At 42.0% G+C, this 24,780-nt stretch carries 22 protein-coding genes and 1 other RNA gene; 12 read left to right on the plus strand and 11 right to left on the minus strand.

Annotated elements, in window-relative coordinates; translation table 11 throughout:
* Window positions 1-301 precede the first annotated feature (301 nt).
* The 4 genes from C9I43_RS03160 to C9I43_RS03175 form a co-directional block, all read right to left on the minus strand.
* Window positions 302-739, minus strand: a complete 438-nt coding sequence (locus C9I43_RS03160; protein ID WP_107882055.1) for an OsmC family protein — start codon at window positions 737-739, stop codon at window positions 302-304.
* A gap of 94 nt (window positions 740-833) precedes the next feature.
* Entirely contained in the window at window positions 834-1,184 is a 351-nt protein-coding gene (locus tag C9I43_RS03165) for a DUF3325 domain-containing protein (RefSeq protein WP_107882057.1), read from the minus strand.
* The gene (locus tag C9I43_RS03170) at window positions 1,181-2,845 is read right to left on the minus strand and encodes a PepSY-associated TM helix domain-containing protein (protein ID WP_107882059.1); all 1,665 of its coding nucleotides are present in this window, start codon (window positions 2,843-2,845) and stop codon (window positions 1,181-1,183) included. Before C9I43_RS03170 ends, C9I43_RS03165 begins: the two co-directional genes overlap by 4 nt.
* A 1-nt stretch (window position 2,846) precedes the next feature.
* Window positions 2,847-3,221, minus strand: coding sequence for a DUF3649 domain-containing protein (locus tag C9I43_RS03175; RefSeq protein ID WP_076496905.1), 375 nt, complete (start codon window positions 3,219-3,221; stop codon window positions 2,847-2,849).
* Window positions 3,222-4,056: 835 nt separating this feature from the next.
* Between C9I43_RS03175 and hpf the strand changes: the two genes are divergently transcribed.
* Window positions 4,057-4,413, plus strand: coding sequence for a ribosome hibernation-promoting factor, HPF/YfiA family (gene hpf / locus C9I43_RS03185; protein WP_076496903.1), 357 nt, complete (start codon window positions 4,057-4,059; stop codon window positions 4,411-4,413).
* Window positions 4,414-4,640: 227 nt separating this feature from the next.
* Here hpf and C9I43_RS03190 read toward each other — a convergent pair whose 3' ends face one another.
* On the minus strand, window positions 4,641-5,363 hold the full coding sequence (locus C9I43_RS03190) for a YebC/PmpR family DNA-binding transcriptional regulator (protein WP_107882063.1): 723 nt from the start codon (window positions 5,361-5,363) through the stop codon (window positions 4,641-4,643).
* A gap of 410 nt (window positions 5,364-5,773) precedes the next feature.
* Here C9I43_RS03190 and C9I43_RS03195 point away from each other — a divergent pair, with 410 nt between their 5' ends.
* Together C9I43_RS03195 and C9I43_RS03200 are read left to right on the plus strand one after the other, a co-directional pair.
* The gene (locus C9I43_RS03195) at window positions 5,774-7,342 is read left to right on the plus strand and encodes a methyl-accepting chemotaxis protein (RefSeq protein WP_107882065.1); all 1,569 of its coding nucleotides are present in this window, start codon (window positions 5,774-5,776) and stop codon (window positions 7,340-7,342) included.
* Between the two features lie 305 nt (window positions 7,343-7,647).
* Complete coding sequence (locus C9I43_RS03200; protein ID WP_107884012.1) at window positions 7,648-7,872, plus strand: TIGR02922 family protein; 225 nt, start codon at window positions 7,648-7,650, stop codon at window positions 7,870-7,872.
* Window positions 7,873-8,016: 144 nt separating this feature from the next.
* On the opposite strand, the gene ssrA is transcribed toward C9I43_RS03200, so the two are convergent.
* Together ssrA and smpB are read right to left on the minus strand one after the other, a co-directional pair.
* Window positions 8,017-8,372, minus strand: a transfer-messenger RNA (tmRNA) gene (gene ssrA / locus C9I43_RS03205).
* Window positions 8,373-8,443: 71 nt separating this feature from the next.
* A complete protein-coding gene (smpB, locus tag C9I43_RS03210; RefSeq protein ID WP_076496900.1) occupies window positions 8,444-8,935 on the minus strand; it encodes an SsrA-binding protein SmpB in 492 nt (163 codons plus the stop codon).
* A gap of 283 nt (window positions 8,936-9,218) precedes the next feature.
* Between smpB and C9I43_RS03215 the strand changes: the two genes are divergently transcribed.
* Both C9I43_RS03215 and C9I43_RS03220 read left to right on the plus strand, forming a co-directional pair.
* Complete coding sequence (locus C9I43_RS03215; protein ID WP_076496899.1) at window positions 9,219-9,656, plus strand: type II toxin-antitoxin system RatA family toxin; 438 nt, start codon at window positions 9,219-9,221, stop codon at window positions 9,654-9,656.
* Window positions 9,646-9,978 carry an RnfH family protein gene (locus C9I43_RS03220; RefSeq protein ID WP_107882067.1) on the plus strand — a complete coding sequence of 111 codons (333 nt, stop codon included), beginning with the start codon at window positions 9,646-9,648 and terminating at the stop codon, window positions 9,976-9,978. The genes C9I43_RS03215 and C9I43_RS03220 overlap by 11 nt, the downstream gene beginning before the upstream one ends.
* Before the next feature lie 140 nt (window positions 9,979-10,118).
* On the opposite strand, the gene C9I43_RS03225 is transcribed toward C9I43_RS03220, so the two are convergent.
* A complete protein-coding gene (locus tag C9I43_RS03225) occupies window positions 10,119-10,610 on the minus strand; it encodes an outer membrane protein assembly factor BamE (RefSeq protein ID WP_107884014.1) in 492 nt (163 codons plus the stop codon).
* 429 nt (window positions 10,611-11,039) lie between these two features.
* Between C9I43_RS03225 and C9I43_RS03230 the strand changes: the two genes are divergently transcribed.
* The 4 genes from C9I43_RS03230 to C9I43_RS03245 all read left to right on the plus strand — a co-directional run bounded on the left by C9I43_RS03230 (window position 11,040) and on the right by C9I43_RS03245 (window position 15,984).
* Window positions 11,040-11,831 (plus strand): SAM-dependent methyltransferase, encoded by a 792-nt coding sequence (locus C9I43_RS03230; RefSeq protein WP_107882069.1) that lies wholly within the window; start codon window positions 11,040-11,042, stop codon window positions 11,829-11,831.
* A 59-nt stretch (window positions 11,832-11,890) separates the two neighbouring features.
* On the plus strand, window positions 11,891-12,106 hold the full coding sequence (locus C9I43_RS03235) for a hypothetical protein (protein WP_107882071.1): 216 nt from the start codon (window positions 11,891-11,893) through the stop codon (window positions 12,104-12,106).
* 48 nt (window positions 12,107-12,154) lie between these two features.
* The gene (locus C9I43_RS03240) at window positions 12,155-13,903 is read left to right on the plus strand and encodes a GGDEF domain-containing protein (RefSeq protein ID WP_107884016.1); all 1,749 of its coding nucleotides are present in this window, start codon (window positions 12,155-12,157) and stop codon (window positions 13,901-13,903) included.
* 311 nt (window positions 13,904-14,214) lie between these two features.
* Complete coding sequence (locus C9I43_RS03245) at window positions 14,215-15,984, plus strand: monovalent cation:proton antiporter-2 (CPA2) family protein (RefSeq protein ID WP_107882073.1); 1,770 nt, start codon at window positions 14,215-14,217, stop codon at window positions 15,982-15,984.
* Window positions 15,985-16,079: 95 nt separating this feature from the next.
* Here C9I43_RS03245 and C9I43_RS03250 read toward each other — a convergent pair whose 3' ends face one another.
* Window positions 16,080-18,521: a TonB-dependent receptor gene (locus C9I43_RS03250; protein ID WP_107882075.1), complete on the minus strand. Its 2,442-nt coding sequence runs from the start codon at window positions 18,519-18,521 to the stop codon at window positions 16,080-16,082.
* Window positions 18,522-19,386: 865 nt separating this feature from the next.
* Here C9I43_RS03250 and aceB point away from each other — a divergent pair.
* The 3 genes from aceB to C9I43_RS03265 all read left to right on the plus strand — a co-directional run bounded on the left by aceB (window position 19,387) and on the right by C9I43_RS03265 (window position 23,397).
* On the plus strand, window positions 19,387-21,036 hold the full coding sequence (gene aceB, locus C9I43_RS03255; protein ID WP_076496893.1) for a malate synthase A: 1,650 nt from the start codon (window positions 19,387-19,389) through the stop codon (window positions 21,034-21,036).
* A gap of 138 nt (window positions 21,037-21,174) precedes the next feature.
* Window positions 21,175-22,512 carry an isocitrate lyase gene (gene aceA / locus C9I43_RS03260; protein WP_076496892.1) on the plus strand — a complete coding sequence of 446 codons (1,338 nt, stop codon included), beginning with the start codon at window positions 21,175-21,177 and terminating at the stop codon, window positions 22,510-22,512.
* 516 nt (window positions 22,513-23,028) lie between these two features.
* On the plus strand, window positions 23,029-23,397 hold the full coding sequence (locus C9I43_RS03265; RefSeq protein WP_076496891.1) for an acyl-CoA thioesterase: 369 nt from the start codon (window positions 23,029-23,031) through the stop codon (window positions 23,395-23,397).
* Window positions 23,398-23,500: 103 nt separating this feature from the next.
* On the opposite strand, the gene C9I43_RS03270 is transcribed toward C9I43_RS03265, so the two are convergent.
* The gene (locus tag C9I43_RS03270; protein ID WP_107882077.1) at window positions 23,501-23,707 is read right to left on the minus strand and encodes a hypothetical protein; all 207 of its coding nucleotides are present in this window, start codon (window positions 23,705-23,707) and stop codon (window positions 23,501-23,503) included.
* 260 nt (window positions 23,708-23,967) lie between these two features.
* Complete coding sequence (locus tag C9I43_RS03275) at window positions 23,968-24,333, minus strand: cytoplasmic protein (RefSeq protein WP_076496889.1); 366 nt, start codon at window positions 24,331-24,333, stop codon at window positions 23,968-23,970.
* Window positions 24,334-24,780 lie beyond the last annotated feature (447 nt).

The raw sequence follows: 24,780 nt of genomic DNA on the forward strand, positions 1-24,780 counted from the left end.
ATCGCAGTTAATATAGCCGCGTACAAAGTTAGGGTGTTGTCTCTTAGTTCCCGAGACAACACCCATTTTTATGTCCATTCATTATCTTACTCATCCCCGTCGTTATACAGAATGCTTACAATCAGCGCATACTCACATCTTTTATGTGCCGTTATTTGACTCAGGCTTAAACATTATCCAGTTGTAATGATATTTTTTGTCGCATTTAGATGGCCTAGCCGTCTTGCGAAAGATTAGCGTTGGGCAATAAAAAAGCCTGCTTAGGAATACCTCAAGCAGGCCGTAAAGATAATGTTTAACGCTAAAACTTAATTTGAATATCCGTAGCTAACGTATTGGCAATAAAACAGTTTGCATGGGCCTTTTCGTGGATCTTTTCTAGTGTTTCGTGATCAACGTTAATCCCGTCAGCAAAAACTATTTTAGGATTGAGTACCATTTTAATAATGGCGAGTTTACCCGCTTCATTTTTCCCAAGCTCTGCGGTTGCGTTATCTATATAGGACGTCACATTTAAGCGTTTAAGGTGAGCAATAGTCAGAAATGTGAGCATATGGCATGAGGATAACGCGGCTAATAAACTTTCCTCAGGATTAACATTCTGCGCATTACCTTTGTAATCGGGCGCAGCAGAAGCCTGAATGGTCTGGCCGCTGCCAAAAGTAATGCTGTGGTCTCGGCAAAATTCGCCTTCTTCGGCAGGTGAAGTTTGCCAGTTGACCATTAACTTAAAGCCCATGATTTTCTCCTATCTGAAAGACTTGAGGGCACTATAGCCTAGCGGTGATCACATAGCTATGATCTGCCACCCTTAGCTGGGTATGTCAGATGCGTTATATCCCTGATGCAAATAGTAAAGTGCTTGTTAATACACTGCTTGTGACTATCCATATGGGTAAATGACGTGGGCTAAAACTTAAGGTTAAAATCACTAACATTGCCGCGAGGGAGATGATCCCCATAAACAAAATACTCCCATAGGCCCAACCTTGATCGCTCACGCAGGCACTTAGGCTAAACGCCAGTAATAACCAAGCAAACAGAGTGAGCAGATAGCGCTGCCACTGTGCTGGTGGGCGATTGAATACATCTTTAAAATGACCAAATTTAGCTAAAGCGAATAGGGCAAGTGAGAGATAACTCAAGCCTAATATCCCCACTATGGGCATAAATTCTGGCATCATGATTTGGCTTCCTCCAATGAAGACTGCGAGGTTAATTCGCTGCGGCGCGTCTTATCCGCCTTTACATGTGTTTTATTCAACGCGGGTCTTGCGACTGGGGATTTTGCTATTAATGTTAATCGGTTGCTGGCAAATAACATCGCGCAGCCAAATATAACGGCGAGCAGGTCAAATCCAACTAAAGGCCATTGGTGAGATTGGATATTGTCGATGAGATTACTCGGTGAGGTAAAAGCATTGAGCACTGGTAGTGCACAATACAAGCTTCCTATGAGTATTAATGCCATCTGCCATTGACGACGTGAACGCCCCCAAAAAGCCCATACTCCCATTGCCACTAACGCGATAAAGAAACTGTGAATTTCCCATTCAGAGCGGCCAGAAAAGTGGGTTGCTAATAACCGATTAGCATAAAAGAAGGCTACGGTACCTAAAGGCAACCCCAAGATAAACATAAAGTTTAGTCCTTCAACTAAATGTAATCCCAAGCTCGGCTTGTCGCCTTTATCCAGTCTTTTTTGCTGTTTTTGACGAATGCGAATAGCCCACATTAAGGTGCCGGTTGCAATCATGGCGCAGCCCAATAATCCGCAGAAAAAGAATAAAATCCTTAATAGTGGGGCTGCAAAACGCGCAGTGTGCAATGACATCATCGTATCGTAGGTCGCTGATGCCCCCGAGGCATCGTGCGGGCTGGCATACTCGAGTTCACCATTAACACCGTTAAAGATCAAAATATTGGCCTCGTCGGTCACGTCTTTACCTGTATTTTGGTAAAAGGTCACTTGGCTATTTTGATCTTTAGGGTATGACACCGTGACTTGTTTAATCGGCGTGTCACCCCACGCGGCTTTTACTTGCGGTAGCAATTGGCTCAATTGCATTTGTGGCGCACTAATTCCTGCGGCTTTCTCAGTTTGTCTTGCGGGGTTCAGCTCTTTTAAAAAGGCTTGGTTGTCACCGGAATAGGCAGTATTAACTGTCCATGGAATATACATCAGCATTAGGGTGATAAGCCCCGTATAAGTGATCATAAGATGGTAGGGCAGAGCGATAACAGAGCTCACATTGTGGGCATCTAACCAAGAACGTGTACCTTTATCGCGCCTAAAACTGAATAAATCTTTAAAAATCCGCTTATGGATAACGATGCCGCTGATAAGGGCTATCAACATAAACATAGTGCAAACACCGACGATATAACGTGCAGTGATAGCAGACATATAGTGTAAGTCAAAGTGCAGACGATAAAAGAAATTGCCGCCGCGACTTTCGCGCACCTCTGAGATCATGCCGCTGCCATCGGCTAAAGCCACGTGTTCTTCAGTTTTACCACGGCGTTGGCCTTTTTCTGGCGGGAGTTGCCAGCTAACACTTTGAAAGGGTTTTCGTTCAGTCGGAAAATCTATCATCCAGCGCTGCACCGCCGCTGGTGAATGTGTTTCTATATATTGTTGGTTTTTATCTAGTTGGTTTTCTAGGGTATTAGCTTGATAGTCCTGATAAACACCTTGATGTAATTCGGGCTCATTCCATAGGGTTATTTCATGGCGGAAATAGCTCAAACTACCCGCAAAAAAGATAAGTAATAATACCCAACACACCAGTAAACCTGCCCAAGTATGTAACCACGATAAGGTTCTGAAAAATGTTTCTTTCATCCTACTGTCCACATATTTGAAGCAAGCCAAAAAAGAATAAACTAACAAGGCCTAAATCTCGCCACGCATGCCAAGTCTTACGTACACAAAAGGCGTAAATAATAGCAACCGCATAAAAGAGAAATGACAACATATTGGCAGTTAACGTGCTTTCTAATCTCGGCATCGGTAACACGACAGTTAATAGGCAGGCCAAGCTCGCAGCAGCAATATAACCCGTCAACAGGGCGGCGCTCGCGCGGGCAAATACTTTAAAGGCAAACACTGATTGCTCTTGTTTAAACCATTGCACAATTCGCCGTGAAATCTGCGAAAACGAGCGTATTTGATCTGCAGAAGGTTGCGTTGAGGTTTCAAACGCGGATGTATTAGACATAAGTGCCACTTCTCATTTCTAGCCTATGTGGATTTGTTATCGTTATCCGTTGTAGCTCATTGTGTTTTAAGTTTTTTATTTAATGACATAAAACTCAGCTTAAGATCGAATGCATTGCTATATCAGGGATAGCTCATCGCAGAAGTATAACGCAGTTAACTCAAATGATAAACGATATCATTTAGATTGAGACGTAAATATGTGATCTTTGGCGACTCGCTCAACATGAATTTATTCAAGGCCAGTCTTAGGGGGAGTATCAAAACGAAACATCCCATGTAACTCAAGCGTTTTAGTAGCAAAGAGGTAATACCAATCGTATTAACTATCTGTTCATTCAGCGGGAGTTCAACGCGCTTTAGACAAGGCATATAGTGGTGCTCTGTCGATAGCCTTAAACGTAGTATAAAGCGCGTTGTCATGCAGTTAAATCAGCCGCCCTTTGGGAGTCTCATAGGCATCCCACTCCCATGTTGCATTGACTTAAAAGGGAATAACCATTTCTGCGTTAATGCGCCTCGGATTGAAATACCTGTGCGGCTCTGAACTGATTAGATAGTTAATGTGATTAGTATAATGTAAATATAACCGTACTATTCTTAGGTTATTTAAATATTTGTAATATGCTAAAAATAATTAAATGTTTAAAAATTAGATGTTTAATGTTGTTTTAACGGGGGTGGTAGTTGCAGTTTCTTGATAGATGTCATATTTAGGAGGTGCTAATACCAGTGTTGAGCTAAATATTTACGAATAAGGCTTGTGTTTTATCCTGCATGCCCCAAGCTCTAATAGTGAAGCGAAAAAAAAGTAATGACACTAAAAGGGACAATCTATGAAAATAAATATTTCTGGTCACCACGTTGATGTTACTGATTCTGTTAGAGAAGATGTTAACGATAAATTTGCTAAAATCGCTACTCATTTTCCCTCTTTGGTCGCACTTGATATTATTATCTCGAAGGAACATGGCGAGTATCAAGTTGAAATTCGTACCAATTATGAAGGTGCACGTATTGCTGCTTCGGGTAATGATCAAGTGATGTATCCTGCAATTGCAGCAGCAGCTAAAAAACTTGATACAGCACTTAAACATCGTAAAGGGCAGCTGAAAGCCGATTTACATGAAAAGCCAAGTTGCACTACACCAGCTATCGCCCATGAAATTATTCAAGAAATGGATCTACGTTAGGTTTTAGTTATCACTCATCATTTTAGATGAACACCAAAAAGGGCCTAAACGGCCCTTTTTGTATTACTGGCTTTTCATCAATGAATAAATTCAAATATTATTTTTCCTGTCAGTTAATGCACAATATTATGCTGCACAGTTGGCGATCATATAAATAAAAATGCCGCCCAACTTAAGTGGACGGCATTGTTCAAAATCTACGTTTTAATGAGTATCACCAGGTGATATTACTCGTCGATTTCTGCATTGTGATAGACGTTTTGTACGTCGTCACAATCTTCTAATGCGGCGATAAACTTCTCAAACATGGCGACATCTTCACCTTCAACTTTTACCATGTCTTGCGGTACGAAGGTGATGTTGTCGAATTCAAAGTTGATATCTGGCATAGCATCAGTGAGTGCCGTTTTAACTTTAAAGTACTCAGTGTGCGGCGCATAGACTGTGATTAAGCCATCTTCCAGCTCAACATCGCTTACATCAACGTCAGCCATCATCAGCAGTTCTAAAATCGCATCTTCGTCATCGCCGGCAAACACGAACACGGCTTGATGATCAAACATGTGGCCGACTGTACCTGGGCTACCGAGTTTGGCATCGTTTTTCACAAAGGCTTGACGCACTTCAGTGAAGGTACGTTTTACGTTATCGGTTAAGCAGTCAACAATGACCATACAGTTGCCAGGGCCAAAACCTTCGTAACGGGCAGTATCGTAATCTTCACCGCCACTGCCTTTGGCTTTTTCAATTGCGCGCTCAATAACATGTGCTGGGACTTGATCTTTCTTTGCGCGCTCAATCAAACGGCGTAGTGATAAATTTCCATCAGGTTCAACGCCGCCTTGTTTAGCAACGACGTATATCTCTTTACCGTAGCGTGAATAAATGCGGGTTTTTTGACCTGCTGTTTTCGCCATGGATTCTTTCTTGTTTTGATATGCTCTGCCCATCTTGATCTCGTTAGCTCAAAAAATTGCGCCGATATTAGCAGTTTTCTCGGCATATGTGCAGCCGTTCCGGTAGGATTTCTTGTGCAGAAGACGACATAGCGCGCATTTCAACATGAAGTTTGCTTTATCAAAAAGTAACATTTCAATAGCAATTAAGGTCACATTGCGATAAATGTAGACTCACGCCATACGTCGGTGAGACGGTTGATGATAGTTTTGAGCTAGCTTTATGAATGTGGATAAATAAATTATCTACTTTATTCAGAGGAATAGACTAAAAAACGAATAGTATTTTTATTCAAGCTAACCTAACAGGGCTTGTTATCGCTTAGTTGCAGTGCCTTCTATTGAATGATTAGACCCTTTGCATTCATTCTTCATCTTGACCTTATTATTGCTACGGGAAGAACATGAAAATCCAGCATAAAATTTTAATATTCATCAGTTTAGTGCTTGTTACCCTTAGCCATTTATTATTAGCGTGGTTGAATCTTCCCGATAGTTTGCAAGCCCTGTTAGTAGGTATTATCGCCGCGGGTATTGTGATGTGGCTCATGATGCGCTCATCAAAGATTGAGCTCGACATGGATGAAGCCAATAGCAAGGCATTGCAAGATAAAAATGCCCCAGCCCATGACATCAGTATACTAACAAGTAAAATCGCAATTGGTTCAGCTGAGGTTTCTCACTTTATTGATTTACTTAATAAATCGATAGAATCTAACGGTGAACATGCCAGTGCAATTGCCGTCGCCGCAGGGCAACTAAGCCAAACTACCGCACAGCTTGGCGACAATGCAGCTGATATTTTAGCTCAAGCACAAGAAGCCGAGCGCGTTAGCGTCCAAGGACGTAGCCAAGCGCAAAAAAGTGTTACGGCGATCCGCTCTCTTAGTGTTGATATTGATACTGCCGCAGAGCAAGTACAGACACTTAAATCACGAGCTGAGCAAATCCAAAAAATTACCGAAGTGATAGATACTGTTGCACAGCAAACTAACCTTTTAGCATTAAATGCTGCAATAGAAGCGGCACGAGCCGGCGAACAGGGGCGAGGCTTTGCTGTTGTAGCTGACGAAGTACGTAGTCTTGCGGGTAAAACGGCGGATGCGACTCAAGATATTGGTAAAATGCTCTTAGAAATCCGCAGCGAAACGGATAAAACCTCGGGATTAATGGAAAGAGTCGTGACGCAAACTGCCGATGTGGTTGCGGCTATGGGCGAGTTGGATGAACACTTTACCGACATTTCAATTTCAGTGACGCAATCTGCTCAAGCCCTTGAGGATATGGAGGATTCATTCAAACAATATAACAACACCACAAATGATATTAGCCGTTCGGTGACGCAAATTCGTGACTCTTTAGCCAACACAGGTAAACAAAGCCTAAGTGTATCAGAGCAGGCATTTACCTTGTCTTTAACTACCGAAGGGATTTTTAGAGCGCTTTCTGAGTGGGACACGCACACTTTTGATCAGCAAGTTTTACAGTTGGCTAATGCTGCCGCTCAAGCGTGTGGTGCGATATTATTACAGGGTTTAGTCAATAAGGTTTTCAGTGAATCCGATTTATTTAATCCTCAATACCAACCCATTACGAATACAAATCCGCAAAAATACAGCACGGCATTCGATCGCTATACCGATCAGCACTTTCCAGCTATCCAAGAACCGATATTGGCAAAATACAGTGAAATTATTTATGCGGGAGCGGTTGATAAAAAAGGTTATTTCCCAACGCACAATCAGCGTTTTAGCCAAGCCCTGACAGGTAAAATTGATATCGATATAGTGCACAATCGTACTAAACGCCTTTTTAATGATCCGACTGGAATCCGTTGTGGCGGTCATATAGAACCTGTATTACTACAAACCTATAAACGTGATACGGGCGAGGTCATGCATGATCTATCTGTTCCCATTTTTGTTAACAAAAAACACTGGGGCGGTTTTAGAGTGGGATTTAAAGCGAAATAAATGATGAATAACTCGCGTATAAGACGCTTACGTTACATTGATAAAAGTACATTGATTTATCTCCATTATCTATTTCGAGTTTTTAAGTAACATTATTGACATGTTTTGGCATCTTTTTGTTAAAGTGATTAAATATCCAAAATATACAGTACGATGCCGTATAGTTCGGAAACGGTGTGTCAAACGGCTAGGTAATATCTTAGTTTTTTGGTGGTGTCTTGGGGTTATGTTAGCTACAAGGGCAGGAGCGCTCTTGCTAGGTGATTGAGAACGCAGCTGACGCTGCTTAATGTGAGTTTAAAATGATGCAAGTAAATCAAGCTACTGTAACTGTTTTATATTATGACGCGCCTGTAGGATTAATTATGCACAATGCTGTACTCGATGGTTTATCGATTAGTGAGTTGGGGCGCGTGATGATACCTGCAAGTTTTCGTAAGGGAAAATCAATTATCGCGGTACTCGAAGGTGAATGTAAGATATTGAACTCATTAGGTGAACGGGTTTTTGCACAGCCTAATATAGGATAATCTTTCAGACGAGTAGGTTAACCTTTCAAGCTCGTTATATCTGAAAATAGTGATATATATTGCACATTTTGGTCGTGCAGGCTTGTTAAATTTCAGATAAGAAAAAGGACTGAAACCTTAGCGGAATCAGTCCTTTATGTTATTTGGTGGAGGCGGCGGGACTTGAACCCGCGTCCAGAACACCTACATCCAAGGCGCTACATGCTTAGTCTCTCTTTTAGTTAACCCGAATAAACTCCGAAAGACAGGATTTCATTGGGTGAGTCCGGTACTATTTCGCGGTTCACCCCCGGACAGAGTTCCCTCGCTATCAAATGTAATATGACCATCTGTATACACTGCCCATTTGAGAAACATGTGTCAGATGGCTAGCTAGCCTAAGCTGCTAGAGAGTAGTTAGAGTCGTTTGCAACTATAACGGTGCGGCTTTTTACGAGGCCAACCGCCCCTCGGCATGCTCCCAGGGTTTCGTGAATCCTGTCGAATCCAGAATCGCCCCCAAGACGTTGATTGTAACCCGTAGTCTAATGATCACCTAGCATCATTTACTTCAAGTTCAATCGTTTGTTCATTATCCGTGCATTTTCTCTTTTTTCATCACTCGGGCTTTTTCTACTTCCCATTCACGCGCTTTAGTATCTTCGCGTTTATCGTGATCTTTTTTACCTTTACCCAGACCTATTTCCACTTTCACCCACGCACCTTTACGCCAGTACATTGAGATAGGAATGATGGAATAGCCTTGACGCTCGACTAAGCCTGCTAGTTTATCGAGTTCTTTACGGTTGAGTAGTAGTTTTTTTAGACGTAAAGGGTCACAGATTACATGTGTCGATGCTGTATTTAGGGGAATAATGGTACAGCCATGCATGAAGGCTTCACCATTTTTCAAAAATACGTAGCAGTCGGACAGGTTTACCTTACCCATACGAATAGATTTAACTTCCCATCCCATAAGAGATAGTCCAGCTTCCATTTTTTCTTCGAAACGGTATTCGAAGGTTGCGCGCTTATTACGTGCGATAGTCGCAGGCGCTGCTTTGCTTGATTTTTTCTTTACCATAGTGCCGCCATTATACGCACGGAGAATCAATTTGATATTGATATAAGGGTTTATTTAGTGAATTTCAAGGCTTCATCGTGTTGTTGCTGTTTTTTTGAACGCAATATCGTTATTGAGCTAACTGCGCGGCGCCGTGCAAGGGGTGCGTTTTTTGTGTATCGTGATAAAATCTGAGCAAATTTCGATTGCTTCCTTAATTGCTTCTTTTATGCACATGATTTTTTTAGTGTATTTTGAGTTTATTAGGGTTGCGTGAATACGTTAGTAAAGAGTGCTAGGTCCTATGCCGCAAATTTCTCGAAGTGTGTTAGTCCGTTTTAGTGCGATGCAAATGTATAACTTAGTCAACGATGTTGAGTCATATAAAGAGTTTTTACCAGGGTGTGTAGGAGGCAAGGTCCTCGAGTTTGATGGCCAGACTATGCTGGCATCTGTGGATGTGAGCAAAGCAGGGATCCGTAAGACGTTTACAACCCGTAATCAGGTCATTCCTGGTAAGCGTATTGATTTAACGTTAGAAAATGGACCCTTTAAGCATTTACTTGGGCAATGGCGTTTTACCGAACTGACTGAAGATGCCTGCAAAGTAGAGTTTGAATTGAGTTTTGAGTTTTCAAACTCGTTAGCCGATATGGCTTTTGGCAAAGTGTTTAATGATCTTATGATGTCAATGGTAACCGCTTTTACCAGCCGAGCTAAGGTGATTTATAATGACAAATGAAACAGATAAGTTTGTGGTCGATGTCGTTTATGCATTGCCCACGCAGCAAAAAGTTATTCCGGTGAATGTCAGTCCCGGTACCTCTGCGATAGAGGTAGTACGTTTGAGTAACATAGTCAGCTTTTTCCCTGAGATTGATTTGGATACCGTCAAATTAGGTGTATTTAGCAATGTGGTTAAACATGACCAAGAGATTTTACCGGGGCAAAGGGTTGAGATTTATCGTCCTCTAATTGCCGATCCCAAAGATGTTCGTCGGCGTCGGGCAGATAAAGCGAAGGATGAAGGCCGAGCAAATAAAGTGACGGGCGGGCGAGCGTAAGTAGTAAGTTTATAGCGCTAATAAAGAGCCCTGCAATGGCAGTGCTCTTTATCATCAAAAAACGTGAGCTGAAAAAAGCACTCATTGTTGAGTGCTTTTTTATCGCATTTTCAATTAGGCTAGTTACATAATCTGCGATACTACTTTATTGGTTTTGTTATTTGTGCTTCAGTTTCGTTTTCTTGAACTAATGGTTTTTCATCAGGGCGTTGTAATGGGATCTGCGGCACTAACTCGGTTTTATTACTCGTGGGTAAACTACTTTGTTCTAGTGGTGTATTAAATTCTTTGTTCAGCTCATAATCGCCGTTCACTGCAGTGAGTTTGTCACCTGTAAAGTGCAAAATAAGTTCTTTATGAACAATGCTCGCATCACGGCCACTTTTATAATGATACACATAATACCAAGTATCGTTGGCAAAACTATCACGTAACACAGGGCGCCCAAGGATGTATTCGGCCTGTTCCTTAGTCATATCAATACGCAACTTTTCAACTTGCTGCGGTTCCATGTAGTTACCTTGTGGAATGTCAGGTTTATATATCAACCAATCGAATACGCTACAGGCACTGAGCGAAACAGAGAGCGCTACAGCGCTCAACAGGGTAAGACTTTGCTTTTTATTGATCATTGTATGCGCTACTTCTGAAAATCTGGCGGCCATAATACCCAAGCATTCCCCCTCATGACAAGGGCAATCGGGCTTTGCTGCCGTCATAGATAGAATTGTGTGACTTTTCGACCCGTGATGTTGGCTTTAGTTCTCTATCTTTCAGGATATTTATTACTGGAAGTCACTTGGCAGCTGTGGGTGGGATTTTTCAGCCTCTGAACCGTACTGCTTTACTGCTGACAGGATTGAAAAATGGAAATGGGAGTTCGATTTCTTCTTTAAAGCCAAGCAATTAGTCAGTAAGTTGATAAACCGTTTATGTGGCGATAACCATAGTAATCTTGCGTAAATCAGATTAAAGTTACCAATATGTTTTTATTATGTTCTTGTGCTGTGGCTTTAGTTATGAGTTCGCAGTGTTTGAAATAAAATATTGGGATAGATGCTTTGGGTTCTTTAGTTTGCGTAGGCACGGGTTTACAGCTGGCCGGACAGATCAGTGTGATGAGCCGCAGTTATATTGAGCACGCCGATGTCGTGTTTTCACTCCTGCCCGATGGTTTTTCGCAGCGTTGGATCCAGACAATTAATCCTAATGTCATCAATTTGCAGCCGTTTTATGCTCAAGATGGCGAAGTGAAAAATCGCCGTGAGACCTATGAGCAAATGGTGAGTGCAATTTTGGACGCTGTGAGAGCCGGAAAAAAAACAGTGTGCGCGCTTTATGGTCACCCCGGTGTATTTGCTTGCGTGTCCCACTTAGCGATTAAGCTTGCGAGGGCAGAGGGGTTTGCTGCAAAGATGGAGCCTGGGATATCGGCCGAGGCGTGTTTATGGGCAGATTTAGATATAGACCCTGGTAATTCAGGACACCAAAGTTTTGAAGCCAGCCAGTTTATGTTCTTTAATCATGTTCCCGATCCGACAACTCATTTGTTGTTATGGCAAATTGCTATTGCTGGCGAACATACCTTAACTCAGTTTCATACTACGAGTGATAGGCTACAGATTTTGGTTGAACAACTGTATCAATGGTATCCATGGGATCATCAAGTGGTGATCTACGAGGCTGCTAATTTACCGATTCAAGCTCCTAGAATTGAGTATTTGTCGTTGAGTAAGCTGCCCGAGGCAAACTTGTCTCCCATCAGTACTTTGCTGATCCCGCCAGCAAAAAAACTCGAATACAACTATGCTATTTTAACCAAATTAGGCATTAGACCTGAAGAATTAGGCTAATTGCGAGTGCCGTACTTCTGAGTTGAATTCGGAAGTCATTATTAAAATAAGGAAAAAGTATGTCTGCATTATCCGATTTTTTTACTCAGTTAGGCCAAGATGCACAGTTGATGCAAGCGTATCAACTGGATCCTGAGGCCGTAATGCGCGCCCATGGGTTAAGTGATGAAGAAATTGCAGCCATCATGTCGGGAGACATGGAAAAACTGAAAAGCTTGAGTGGGAATGATGATTGTAAAGCCTACTTAGTTATTTCCCATGGTAATGGTGAGTAATTGAAACTCCTGTGCGCTTTTTTGTGGTTATTTTCGGGCATATATTGTATGCCCTTAATTGCTGCAACTATCAATTTTGATGAGGTATTAGCTGATCTGGAGCAGCTACAACATACCGATATGCAAAGTGCAATCACTAAGCTCCATGAGCTTGAAGCTGATTTCGAGCATATGACGCGTTTTCAACAAGGGCGCTTATTGGTATTTAAAGGGACTTCATTTATTTATTCAGGTCAATATCAAGAAGCCCTAGATAAGTTAATTCAATCTGAAAATTTAGTTCAAAATAGCGATTATTTATTTTCGGCCTATAGCTATGAGGCAACGGCGTACATAGCCCTACGGAACTTTAAAGACGCTTTTGTTGTAATGAGCAAAAGCCTAGGGTTAATAGATCGAATAGATAATATAGATATAAAACGTGCTGCATATCTACGTTTAGCCAGTTTGTACTCTGCAATGGGCGTAAAAGAAGAGGTGGGAACCTACGCGGCTAAGGCACAATCGCTTGCTTCAGCAGATAATGTAAAAGATATTTGTACTGCAAAGTTGTATTTATCAGTTTATCAGTTAGAGCTTGAAATATATGACAAGGCATTTGATGAATTCCAGTACACGCACGATTTTTGTGAGTCGAATGGTTTCCCATTGATTTCGTTTATTGCAATGAAAGGGATGGGAGAGTCTAAGTTAAGATTACAGGAGTACTCTGCTTCAGTCCCTTTGCTCTTGAGTGCTTTAAAGGGGTACGAGTCTTTTAACTTTCAACTAGAAATTAATAGTGTCCATTCTTTGTTGACCGAAGCGTATTTTGCACTCAAGCAATTTGCTGATGCGGTCGAGCATGCCAAGTTCGTTACGTCGTTACCTGATGATCCTAGTTATACTGATTTAAAGCATATTGTCTTTAAAGTGTTAGCTGGCTTAAATGCTGAGAATAAACAGTTTGAACAAGCCTATGTGTATTCGAAAAAAGAGCAGTATTACAATCAGCTGATGTTTGATGAAGCGAAAATGAAAATGTTAGCGTATCAGGCGGCAAAGTTTAATGCTGATGAACAGTCACGTGAAATTAATTTATTAAATAAGGAACGTGAGCTTTATGTCGCTCAGCAAACAGTAAAAGAACGTGAATATACTAATATGCTGATGTTTATCACTATTCTTTTAGGGGGATTGTTCTTTCTCGGTATTTTACTGGCAGTTGGTCATGCGCAGAAACGTAAATTTATGCGTATGGCGAGAATGGATGCACTGACGGGCATATTGAATCGTGGTGCTGGACAGGAATTGGGGGAAAACCTTTTTGTGCAAGCCACTGCCCGCGGTGGGGATTTTTGTGTCATTTTATTTGATTTAGATTTATTCAAACATATCAATGATTCCTATGGTCATGGTACGGGCGATTGGGTGCTAAAGAAGGTCGCAGATTCTTTAAAATCCTATATTCGTAATGGAGATGTATTTGCCCGTATTGGTGGTGAAGAGTTTGCGATTCTGCTGCCTTACGCGAATGAAGAAAAAGGCATGGAAGTGGCGGAGCTGTGTCGAGCACGCATCGAAGCGATAGAGACACAGCATTCTGGTCATAAATTTGTTATTACTGCGAGTTTTGGCGTGAGTGGTTTAATGGCTGATGATTTGAGTCTCGATCCATTATTTCATCGTGCCGACATGGCGCTTTATGCTGCTAAATCTCTTGGTCGTAACACCGTTGTGCGTTATTCCGAAGCACTTAAGTGCGATCAGCAAGCTACAGATTTACGGCGCTATGTTGCATCAACCTCAATATCCTAAAAAGTATTAGCTATTAAGTGGTCGGTTACGTATTGACTGCTACTCCTAAGTTCACAACATCGAGTTTGTTACGCTAGTGTTATAGGCTGCTAGCCATATAAGCAGGGCTTATTAGATCTTATTGTCTTTAACCATATCCTTTGTGTGTTTTCTCGTCTCTAAACATTGTTAACATCAAAAAAATTATACTATTTACTGAATTGCCTTGACCTTGTTTATAAATAAATGGGATACCATAGCTGATCGTTACACTCGCTGTGGCGGGGTTACTTGATGTAATTATGTGTTTTCTTTTCTCTGTTGGAGCCTTCATGGAACACTCGAGTTTACTCACCTCAGTGCTACTTTTTTTATTAGCTGCAGTCATCTTTGTTCCTTTGGGCAAACGTTTTGGCGCCGGCCCAATTCTTTCCTACCTTGCTGCAGGGATTATTTTAGGCCCAGGTGGCATGGCATTGGTTTCTGACCCCGCTGCTGTATTGCACTTTGCCGAGTTGGGTGTGGTATTGATGTTGTTTGTGCTGGGGCTTGAGTTGAACCCAAGTAAATTATGGGAACTACGCAGTGCTATTTTTGGTTTAGGTAGCGGCCAGTTGTTATTGTCATGGGCCGCGATTGGCGGGTTAGCTTGGGGCTTTGGTTTGCCGGTAGAGGCCGCTCTAGTGGTTGGCGCGGCGTTATCTTTATCATCAACGGCTTTTGCAGTGCAACTGATGAATGAGCATAGATTACTCACTACACCGCTCGGACGTGATGCTTTTGGTGTTTTATTACTGCAAGATCTTGCCGTGATCCCCATGTTACTGCTGACGGCATATTTAGCGCCAAACTCTGCTCAGATTGAGCATCACACTGTTCCTTGGTATTGGACTAGTCTCGCATTAATTGGTTTTGTACTCGTGGGCAAATATCTATTGCCCAGAATACTTAGGCTCGTTGCAAGCAGCGGAGTACGTGAAGTGCTGACTGCTTTTGCATTGTTATTGGTGATGGGTAGTGCTGAGTTAATGGAGTGGTTAGGGCTCTCTGCGGGGATGGGAGCTTTTCTTGCGGGTATTATGCTTGCAAACTCCAGTTATCGCCATCAACTCGAAACTGATATCGAGCCTTTTAAGGGATTATTGCTCGGGCTATTTTTTATGGCAGTCGGTATGAGTATGGATTTGAAGTTATTCTTAACCGATCCATTAGTCATCTTAGGCATTTTAATTAGTATGTTGCTGATTAAAACCATTGTATTAATGTTGCTTGGCCGCATTAGGCACCATAAGTGGCGGCCGAGTATTGCACTTGGGCTTATTCTTGCTGAAGGTGGTGAATTTGCATTTGTACTATTATCGCAAGCACAGATATCTGGGATCCTTGGCGATAAAATCGCTCAAATACTAGTGCTTGCCATTGGCTTATCTATGGCGATTACTCCGCTGCTCTTTACCTTGTTTCGCGCCACTAAACCTAAGGATGTAGACACGCGTTTGCCTGATACCATTAATGTTACTGAGTCTGAAGTGGTGATTGCAGGCTTTGGTCGTGTGGGCCAAATTACCGGTCGTATTCTGGCATCATCTGGGATCCCTTTTGTGGCTTTAGATAAAGATGCTAGCCATGTGGACGTTATTCGTAAATACGGTGGTGAAGTGTATTTTGGCGACGCTAGGCGTTTAGATATGTTGATGTCTGCGGGGATTGCCCGCTCGCGTTTGTTATTACTTGCCGTTGATAGTGTTGAGGATTCTATCGAAATAGCCCAGCAAGTAAAAATGCATTTCCCACACGTTAATATTATTGCACGGGCAAGGGATCGTAATCATGCTTATCGTTTGATGAGTTTGGGAGTAACGGACATATTTCGTGAAACGCTAGGTTCTGCACTCGGTGCGAGTGAAAAGGTGCTGCAAGGTTTAGGGTTATCTCAAGTTCAAGCCAGCCAGCGAGTGAAGATTTTTGCTGACCATGATAAAAAACTGTTTATAGAGAGCGTCGCTCATCAGCATGACTTAGCCGCTTTAGTTGATTTATCTAATAGAGGTAAGGCGGAGTTAGAATCATTAATGCGTGGCGATAAGGAAAACGTCAGTTAATTCAATGATGTTGTTTAATTATTCGATATAAAAAGAGAGCGTTAATGCTCTCTTTTTATTGGGCTAGTACATCAACATTTATCTTCTATTTGGTGCTAGAAACTATAGCTGTACTGTAGTTTTACGTTACGTTCTTCACCTGGCATACCACCGATGAACATCGCTTTGCTATAGTAGTCTTTATTAAGCAAGTTATTAATGTTGAGTTGCACCTTCCAAGTATTAGTGCTGTAACTCAGTGCAGAATCAAGGACGGTGTAGTTAGGTACATAGCCATCTGGGATACCGAAAGAACTTGAATGTGTGCTTCTATCATCAACAAATTTAGCTCCTAGACTCAGCTCAATCGGGCTTGGTAAAGTAAACCAGTCGGCGCCATAGGTTACCCAAGCACTAGCGGTGACATAGGGAACACCCTTTTGACGGCTATCGTAGTTTGCTTTGTCATTCGGGTTTTGTTTATCTCTTGCATCTTGGTACATGCCGTTAAGATTAACGCGCCACTGCTCATTGAGATGGGCATTGAGATCCAGTTCAATCCCTTGAGTATCTTCGCTACCATCATAGAAATAGATAGGGATATTAGGCGTTAGCACCCCATTGGTATAATCCGGGTTACCGTAAGGCACATTAGTACGTGAACTTTTAAATAGCACCAGTGATCCCAATAGTTGATCTTCAAATGCCTTAAAGCGCATACCTAAGTCGTTGCTGATTGATTCAGAATCATCACGATCTGCATCACTACCTTTTACTGCATCTAACACGCTGTAGGCGGTACGCCCTTTGGAGTGGTTGATAAAAAACGATAAATCTTCAATTGGCATATAGGTTAAGCCAAGGTTATAGGTCATACCGTTGTCAGTTGTATCTGCTTCTGGTGTTGCTTGGGATTGACTGATGCTATAACGGGGATCAAGGCCAAAATGCTCATAGGCTTGTTTAATTTCATTAAAAGCTACGCCAATTCGCGTGGTAAAGCCGTAAGGAAGATATCCCACATGCTGTATGCCTACACCCCATGCACTCACTTTTTTATCATAGTCAGCAGTTTTGAGTGGGTCGTAATCTTCAAAACGGCCAGAGCCCCAATTAGGCCGACGAATATCGTAGATATACGGTAAACTACCCTGATAAGTGATGTTGCCTGATTTGTCTTTAAGCACTTGATCGGCATCATAAATAGAATATTGTTTGAAACGAATATTACGATCTTCATAATTGGCATTGATCAATAATTCATTATCTATGCTGCCGAGCTGAAAGTCATAACGCAGATCGGCAAAGTACTGCCATGAAGTCTCATCGGCATCAAGTTTACGATATTCCTGACGTCTGGCGGCAAAGGGATATAACACGTCATTTTCAACCAAAGGTGCGCGGGGATCGGCATTGATAGCACCTTTATTATTCCAATAGACATAATTATAAGCGCCAGTTTGGCGAGCGAATCCCGAGGTATAATCGCGATATTGCAATTGCTGATTAAGGAATAAATTATCGTTAAAGTAAATATTATGGGTCAGTTTAAATCGTAACTCTTTGCCCTCATTATCCTTAGCCATTGGTGAAATTAATCCCGCATCACCAAAAGAATAGGGCGTTAAACCGTCGCCATTTGATAAAGAGGCCGCAAGCTGTTGACGCTGCGCATCGGTCAGCTGAATGCCTTTACCGTTAGGATCGTTGATCAAATCTTGCCAAGTCACATCCTCTGCATTTTTGCCGCCAACAGAATCTGCATTATAAATGCGGATTGGATGACCGATAGAGTCCACAGCCACAGCATCTTTAATGTAAGCACCTGAAAGCATTAAATCTTGGGTATCACTTAATACCCATTTTAATGCGCCATAGATTTCGTCTCTGTCTGTGCCGATATCGCGATAGCCATCACTGCGGGCTGATTTTGCAACTAAGCGGTAGGCAACATTGTCGCTCAGTCCACCGGTGCTATCTAGTGCAAGGGAGTAGGTATCCCATTGTCCCACTTCAGCTGAAAATTTATGTTTTGACTCAAATTGTGGCTTTTTTTCAATAAGGTTAATCACTCCACCTGCGCTACCCATACCATAGAGTCCAGTTGCTGGGCCTTTTAATACCTCAACGGATTCAACGTTTGTTAAAGATCGTGTTGGATTAAATGTATTGCCTAAGCCTGCACCACCATACATACCGTCATAGGTGTAATTAGCGCCTAAACCACGGATCACTAAGTTGTCGCCAATACCATAGTTGTTTCCTGCTTGAGTGACGCCGCTGATATTGCGGATCAAGTCTTGAAGGTGAGTCGCGCCTTGGGCTTCGATCAGTTCCTGATCAACAATCACAACCGCTGCAGGGGTTTCCATCAATGACATATCGGATTTAGTAGCAAGTCCTGAGTTTTTAACAACAGAGTTTTGTCTGCCATAAACCGTAATACGTTCAATATTAGCTTCAGTATCTGCTGAAACAGAATTCGATTCGGCATATGCCATATGAGATAAAACAGAAAGACAAGCGAGTGCGGTTAGCGATAAAGGAAATAGTTTCATCTTGGTTTCCCTAATTAAATTAGTCGCGAATGATAATGATTTGCATTTTAATTGCAACATATGTTTCATTATTTATCGTTTGAACGGATTATCTATCGCCAAATATCTTGAAATGAGGTTTTTGGTAAGACTTACAAGAATTATTGTGAGTAATGATTTTGTGTAAAAATGCGGAATTTCCTGCTACCTCGTTATTATTTCAAATTTGTTTCAATTTTTTTAGAAAAAAGTAATTTATTTTTAGGGTTAACCACCACATCCCACCTTGTTGATCGAGAAACGCAACCCTAAGCAGCATTCATATTAAAAACGCCGCACATCCTGTTTACGTAAACGTCAAATATAAACGATCGTTTAAATTATTCAGTGGTACGACCTTTCCTATCTGCATGATTTATATCTGTTTACCTTGTTAACCTTCGCTGGAGTTCAAAACGTTGGTGATTTTCTACTTAGGTCTAATAGGATGAATTAGCTGTAATTAATAAATTACTAATCGTTATTTAATTACGTAAGTTATTACTTTGTGGTTGGCGTGGTAAAGTTGTCTGACAAGTTTAACCGACATTAAATGAACGGGTTCGGTATCTTGTTTTTATTACTTAAAAATCAGTTGTTTGATGTTTAATTGTTTACTTGGTCAGACCAATTATTATGAAGGTAACGATTAAAATTACTGCTATTTAATGACAGGTTAGACTGTTGCAAATACAAACGTTTATCGGTAAGTTTTAGTTCGAAACAAACATTTGATGTTTTTTGGTGAGATTATAAACGCAATAATTTTGAATATGGCGGTTTTATTAATCACTGCAAAACCTGTAGTTAAGCTTGTAAAGGTTCAGCCTTTTGGGAGGGCATTAAGATGACGGCACATACTTTGAGTGAGCAGCAATTAAATTCAGCACCGGATACTACTGCAAACCACTTTGCACTTAATATTGTGGGGCGCGAAATCCCTGGGCAAGACGTCATCTTTACTGAAGGTGCTATTACATTACTAGAGTCCCTTTGCCGTGAGTTTGCCGGCGAAGTGCCAACGCTACTGGCTAAGCGTAAAGAAAAACAAGCCCGAATAGATAAAGGGTCATTGCCAGACTTCTTAGCAGAAACTCGTGCTATCCGTGATGGTGCATGGCAAATTCGCGGTATTCCCGATGACTTGCTTGACCGCCGCGTGGAAATAACTGGTCCCGTTGAGCGCAAAATGGTAATCAATGCGCTAAATGCCAATGCTAAAGTGTTTATGGCTGATTTCGAAGACTCTTTAGCACCGAGCTGGGATAAAGTCGTCGAAGGCCAAATCAATTTACGTGATGCTGTTCGTGGCGATATTGAGTACACAGCGCCAGAAACCGGCAAGCATTACAAATTAGGCCCAAATCCAGCAGTGCTTATCTGCCGCGTTCGTGGGCTGCACCTTAAAGAGAAACATGTGCAGTTTAATGGTGACGCGATCCCTGGTTCGCTATTCGATTTCGCGCTGTATTTCTACCACAACTACCGTCAACTTCTGGCAAAAGGCAGCGGCCCCTACTTTTATATTCCTAAACTTGAAAGTCATATAGAGGCGCGTTGGTGGGCAAAGGTGTTTGCTTTTGTTGAGGATAGGTTTTGTCTGCAACCTGGGACCATTAAGTGTACTTGCTTGATTGAGACGCTACCTGCAGTATTTGAAATGGATGAAATTCTTTATGAACTGCGCTCTAACATCGTCGCGTTAAATTGTGGTCGCTGGGATTATATTTTTAGTTATATCAAAACATTAAAACGTCACAGCGACCGAGTGCTGCCAGATCGCCAAGCGGTGACTATGGATACGCCTTTTTTAAGCGCTTATTCACGATTATTGATTAAGACTTGTCACAAGCGCGGCGCATTAGCGATGGGCGGTATGGCGGCCTTTATTCCGACGAAAGATCCTGTTGAAAATGAAGCGGTATTACAACGGGTTCGCAAAGATAAAGAGCTAGAAGCCCGTAATGGTCACGATGGAACTTGGGTTGCACACCCAGGTCTTGCTGATACAGCAATGGGGATTTTCAACGAGTACATAGGTCAAGATCATTGTAATCAATTGCATATCACCCGTGATGTGGATGCACCAATCCTCGCCAGCGAACTACTGAAAACCTGTGACGGTGAGCGTACTGAACAAGGTATGCGTCTCAATATTCGTATCGCGCTGCAATATTTAGAAGCATGGATCAGTGGTAATGGCTGTGTACCTATTTATGGCTTGATGGAAGATGCGGCTACTGCAGAAATTTCTAGAGCTTCAATTTGGCAGTGGATCCAGCATGGTAAGTCATTGTCAAACGGCAAGTTAGTCACTAAACAGCTGTTTAAAGATATGTTGGTGGAAGAGCTTGTCAATGTGAAAAAGGAGCTCGGAAACGACAGGTTTACCCACGGTAAATTTACTCAAGCGGCGGTGTTGCTTGAAGATATTACCACCTCCGATGAACTAGTCGATTTTTTGACCTTACCCGGTTATGAAATGCTGACGGCTTAAAGGCAATGATTTTGCATTAACTGTTTCACATAAAGGATTGAACAGAGGTTGGCATTTTCGCTAACCCTATAATTTAGCAAGCATAAAACTGGGGCAGTTTCATGCTTGCGACAACATCAAAGACCAAGGAGCGACACTATGACTCATGCAAAAAATCAGGCAACGACTCAGACTTCACGTCAAGAACAAGTTGATGCAATCAAGCGAGATTGGGCAGAAAACCCACGTTGGAAACATGTACGTCGTCCTTATACTGCTGAAGAGGTGGTTGCACTTCGCGGGTCAATCGTGCCTGAAAATACTATTGCTAAACGCGGTGCGGCAAAATTATGGGAACTGGTGAACGGCGGCGCTAAAAAAGGTTACGTGAACTCATTAGGTGCATTAACAGGTGGTCAAGCGGTACAACAGGCGAAAGCGGGTATCGAAGCGATTTACCTTTCTGGTTGGCAAGTGGCTGCTGATGCCAACTTAGCTGGCACTATGTACCCAGATCAATCTTTATACCCAGCGAACTCAGTACCTGCGGTGGTTTCTCGTATCAATAACTCTTTCCGTCGTGCTGACCAAATCCAGTGGGGCAATGGTGTTAATCCTGAAGATGAAAAATTTGTTGATTACTTCCTGCCAATCATTGCTGACGCAGAAGCCGGTTTTGGCGGTGTATTAAACGCATTTGAATTGATGAAGTCGATGATCGACGCAGGTGCTGCCGGTGTTCACTTTGAAGATCAGTTAGCATCAGTCAAAAAATGTGGTCACATGGGCGGCAAGGTATTAGTGCCCACCCAAGAAGCGGTACAAAAACTGGTTGCTGCACGTTTAGCGGCGGACGTGAGCGGAGTGGATACACTGGTTATCGCCCGAACTGATGCTAACGCGGCCGATTTGTTAACTTCAGATTGTGACCCATATGACCGTGATTTTGTGACAGGTGAGCGCACTAACGAAGGTTTCTACCGTGTTAAAGCGGGTCTTGACCAAGCGATTTCTCGTGGCCTTGCTTATGCACCTTATGCGGATTTGATTTGGTGTGAAACCGCTAAACCGGATTTAGAAGAGGCGCGTGTTTTTGCTGAAGCGATTCATGCTCAATACCCAGATCAACTGCTGGCGTATAACTGTTCACCTTCGTTCAACTGGAAAAAAAATCTGGACGACGCCACTATCGCGCGCTTCCAACAAGCACTATCAGACATGGGCTACAAGTACCAGTTCATCACTTTGGCCGGTATTCACAACATGTGGTACAACATGTTCGATTTAGCCTACGACTACGCTCGTGGCGAAGGCATGAAACATTATGTTGAGAAAGTTCAAGAGGTTGAGTTTGCCGCAGCGAAAAAAGGTTACACCTTCGTCGCGCATCAACAAGAAGTGGGCACAGGTTATTTTGACCAAGTGACTACGGTTATCCAAGGTGGCCATTCATCAGTGACCGCACTGACAGGTTCTACCGAAGAAGATCAATTCTAAGTTGTGAGCATTGAGGATGAAACATAGTGATTGTGTTTCATCTTTGATTACGCCTCATCCAGATGTTTGTGGTGAGGCGTGATATAAAGCTCGATATAAAGTGCAAGACGGGCTGTGATGAGTTACCGGCTTTGTTACTTTAATCTCGAGTTAGTGAAAGAGTGTTACCTGTAAACCTGTGTTAGCTGCTTTGCAGCCGTTATCTTCGTGCCGTTCACCTACATGTTCAGCACGGATTTTTAAGTCAACTCTTGTGACTTAACTTCCTACCCAGTAAGTTTTTGCTTGCCTTAGCTTGGCGACTCTATGAGTCGCTATTTTTTTGCTTATTCATTTACCATCGCGCTGATTAATATGGTGCAGCTTGGTGCAGCTTGGTGCAGTAATCAGATTATTTTACAGTAGCTTATTGCTATCGCATTGTAATTTAATGGATATTCATTCTGGCCTGAAAAATGCTCTAAATAATGTGGGAAGTTATAGCGGATTAGTCGCATTCACAATAAGGCCTTAGCCATGAAATATTACAGTCGTCGTTTAGTTAAACCTGAGCATTTAAATCCAGCAAATACACTCTTTGGCGGCCAATTGCTTAGTTGGATAGATGAGGAAGCCGCCATTTTTGCGGCTTGCCAGATGAAGAGTACCAGCCATGTGACTAAATTGATTTCAGAGATTAATTTTATGACCCCTGCACATCAAGGTGATGTGATTGAGTTTGGGTTAGCACTGGTTAGTCTCGGCCATAGTTCCATTACAGTGAGTTGTCATGTTCGTAATAAAATGACCCAAGCGCCGGTGGTCAGTATTGATAAGATAGTGTTTGTACATGTGAATGCCCAAGGTTTACCAGTGCCACATGGTATTAGGGCAAATGCGGCCTAAGCTAGCTTTAGCGTTACTGCAATCATCACCGCTACCAAGCACTGTGACCATACGTCACTGTGCTGAGTGACGATTTATCAGCACAATGCACAATGGTTGTGGCTTAGTCTGTAGTTAAATCTTCTTTTACCGACTTCACCGCATCTCGCGAGGCGTGACCTATGGCTTTTGTGGTATCTCGAGTCGCGTGGCCTATCTCAGTGGTGACCTCTTTAGTGGTGGTGCCGATGGCACGGCTCGCATCTTTTAAATCTGCACAGGCAGATGTAGCGAGTAATAAAGGAATAATAATGAGCGTGGCTTTGTTCATTGTGATGCTAATCCTCAATTTCAGTTCGTAACCCTATTCATGGGCAATATAACAGCTCAGGACAATATAACAGCTCAGGACAATATAACAGTTCTTCAGGCTAGTCACTCGATTAGGCGGATTATCTATCTTGGTGTGATTACATGCTTTGGTTTGATTTGAGGGATTATGAAATCGAGCTGAGTGCTTGAGTGGTAAATAAAAACGCCAGTGATGTTATTAGCACTGGCGTCTCAGGTCGCTAAATAATACTGCAAAGATTATTCGATTTTAGCTAAACGCTGTTGGTAGTCTTCAATAAGATGTTGCATGATTTCTTCAGGAGCGGCATCGTCACAGCAGTTGTCTAAAAATATTTTAAAGGTGGCTAGTGCGTGGCGATCATGTTTAAGTCTGTCACTTTTCATCGAAAAATAGGCATCTTCATTTTCAGCCTTGCGAACGACAAAATTACCGCTTTCGAAAGATTTATCACCTGAGATTTCATGCCATTTAGTTATACGATTTAATGCGATCTCACTGGATTGGTTCATCTCAATATGGTTTAACCAAGTTACGGGATTTTCAGCGTCTTTGTAGTGTGGGCATCTAACAGTGTAGTTATATACGTGGGTGATTGCAGTCATAGCGTACCTACCTTTTCGAGGATATTGTTGCCATCATAGGCATCGTTTTTGAATTCGGTCAATCATTAATTAATTCTATTTATTTTTGATGTTTTTGGACGAATAAAGATTGTTATTACATAAAAATTAAACATTTACTTAATTTTTGATAGTGCTATTTAGCATGAGTTTTATGTTAATAACCATGTGCTAGATCTCAGTTTGAGATGAAGTTTCGTATTTGCTGAATTACTGATTAATAAAGCACCAATGGCTTGGTCGTGAGGATTAAAATGTGAGTGCAATAAAAGTGATGAGTAAAGCGTGTGGACTTTGAATAGATATTTACTTAAAAGCAAAATGGACAGAGGCCCATTCGTTAGAACGGGCCTCTCAGCTGGCTTCATCTTTTGCAGGGAAAAAGCGAACTAAACAAATTCTATCTGATCTCGAATCACATGTAACCCA

It is taken from the genome of Shewanella morhuae (assembly GCF_003028295.1).
In the GTDB taxonomy this organism is placed as follows: domain Bacteria; phylum Pseudomonadota; class Gammaproteobacteria; order Enterobacterales; family Shewanellaceae; genus Shewanella; species Shewanella morhuae.

Excerpts from the sequence above, each read along its gene's own strand:
- C9I43_RS03160 (WP_107882055.1), bottom strand. The coding sequence starts at position 739 with ATGGGCTTTAAGTTAATGGTCAACTGGCAAACTTCACCTGCCGAAGAA.
- C9I43_RS03165 (WP_107882057.1), bottom strand. The coding sequence starts at position 1,184 with ATGATGCCAGAATTTATGCCCATAGTGGGGATATTAGGCTTGAGTTAT.
- C9I43_RS03170 (WP_107882059.1), bottom strand. The coding sequence starts at position 2,845 with ATGAAAGAAACATTTTTCAGAACCTTATCGTGGTTACATACTTGGGCA.
- C9I43_RS03175 (WP_076496905.1), bottom strand. The coding sequence starts at position 3,221 with ATGTCTAATACATCCGCGTTTGAAACCTCAACGCAACCTTCTGCAGAT.
- hpf (WP_076496903.1), top strand. The coding sequence starts at position 4,057 with ATGAAAATAAATATTTCTGGTCACCACGTTGATGTTACTGATTCTGTT.
- C9I43_RS03190 (WP_107882063.1), bottom strand. The coding sequence starts at position 5,363 with ATGGGCAGAGCATATCAAAACAAGAAAGAATCCATGGCGAAAACAGCA.
- C9I43_RS03195 (WP_107882065.1), top strand. The coding sequence starts at position 5,774 with ATGAAAATCCAGCATAAAATTTTAATATTCATCAGTTTAGTGCTTGTT.
- C9I43_RS03200 (WP_107884012.1), top strand. The coding sequence starts at position 7,648 with ATGCAAGTAAATCAAGCTACTGTAACTGTTTTATATTATGACGCGCCT.
- smpB (WP_076496900.1), bottom strand. The coding sequence starts at position 8,935 with ATGGTAAAGAAAAAATCAAGCAAAGCAGCGCCTGCGACTATCGCACGT.
- C9I43_RS03215 (WP_076496899.1), top strand. The coding sequence starts at position 9,219 with ATGCCGCAAATTTCTCGAAGTGTGTTAGTCCGTTTTAGTGCGATGCAA.
- C9I43_RS03220 (WP_107882067.1), top strand. The coding sequence starts at position 9,646 with ATGACAAATGAAACAGATAAGTTTGTGGTCGATGTCGTTTATGCATTG.
- C9I43_RS03225 (WP_107884014.1), bottom strand. The coding sequence starts at position 10,610 with ATGATCAATAAAAAGCAAAGTCTTACCCTGTTGAGCGCTGTAGCGCTC.
- C9I43_RS03235 (WP_107882071.1), top strand. The coding sequence starts at position 11,891 with ATGTCTGCATTATCCGATTTTTTTACTCAGTTAGGCCAAGATGCACAG.
- C9I43_RS03240 (WP_107884016.1), top strand. The coding sequence starts at position 12,155 with ATGCCCTTAATTGCTGCAACTATCAATTTTGATGAGGTATTAGCTGAT.
- C9I43_RS03245 (WP_107882073.1), top strand. The coding sequence starts at position 14,215 with ATGGAACACTCGAGTTTACTCACCTCAGTGCTACTTTTTTTATTAGCT.
- C9I43_RS03250 (WP_107882075.1), bottom strand. The coding sequence starts at position 18,521 with ATGAAACTATTTCCTTTATCGCTAACCGCACTCGCTTGTCTTTCTGTT.
- aceB (WP_076496893.1), top strand. The coding sequence starts at position 19,387 with ATGACGGCACATACTTTGAGTGAGCAGCAATTAAATTCAGCACCGGAT.
- aceA (WP_076496892.1), top strand. The coding sequence starts at position 21,175 with ATGACTCATGCAAAAAATCAGGCAACGACTCAGACTTCACGTCAAGAA.
- C9I43_RS03265 (WP_076496891.1), top strand. The coding sequence starts at position 23,029 with ATGAAATATTACAGTCGTCGTTTAGTTAAACCTGAGCATTTAAATCCA.
- C9I43_RS03270 (WP_107882077.1), bottom strand. The coding sequence starts at position 23,707 with ATGAACAAAGCCACGCTCATTATTATTCCTTTATTACTCGCTACATCT.
- C9I43_RS03275 (WP_076496889.1), bottom strand. The coding sequence starts at position 24,333 with ATGACTGCAATCACCCACGTATATAACTACACTGTTAGATGCCCACAC.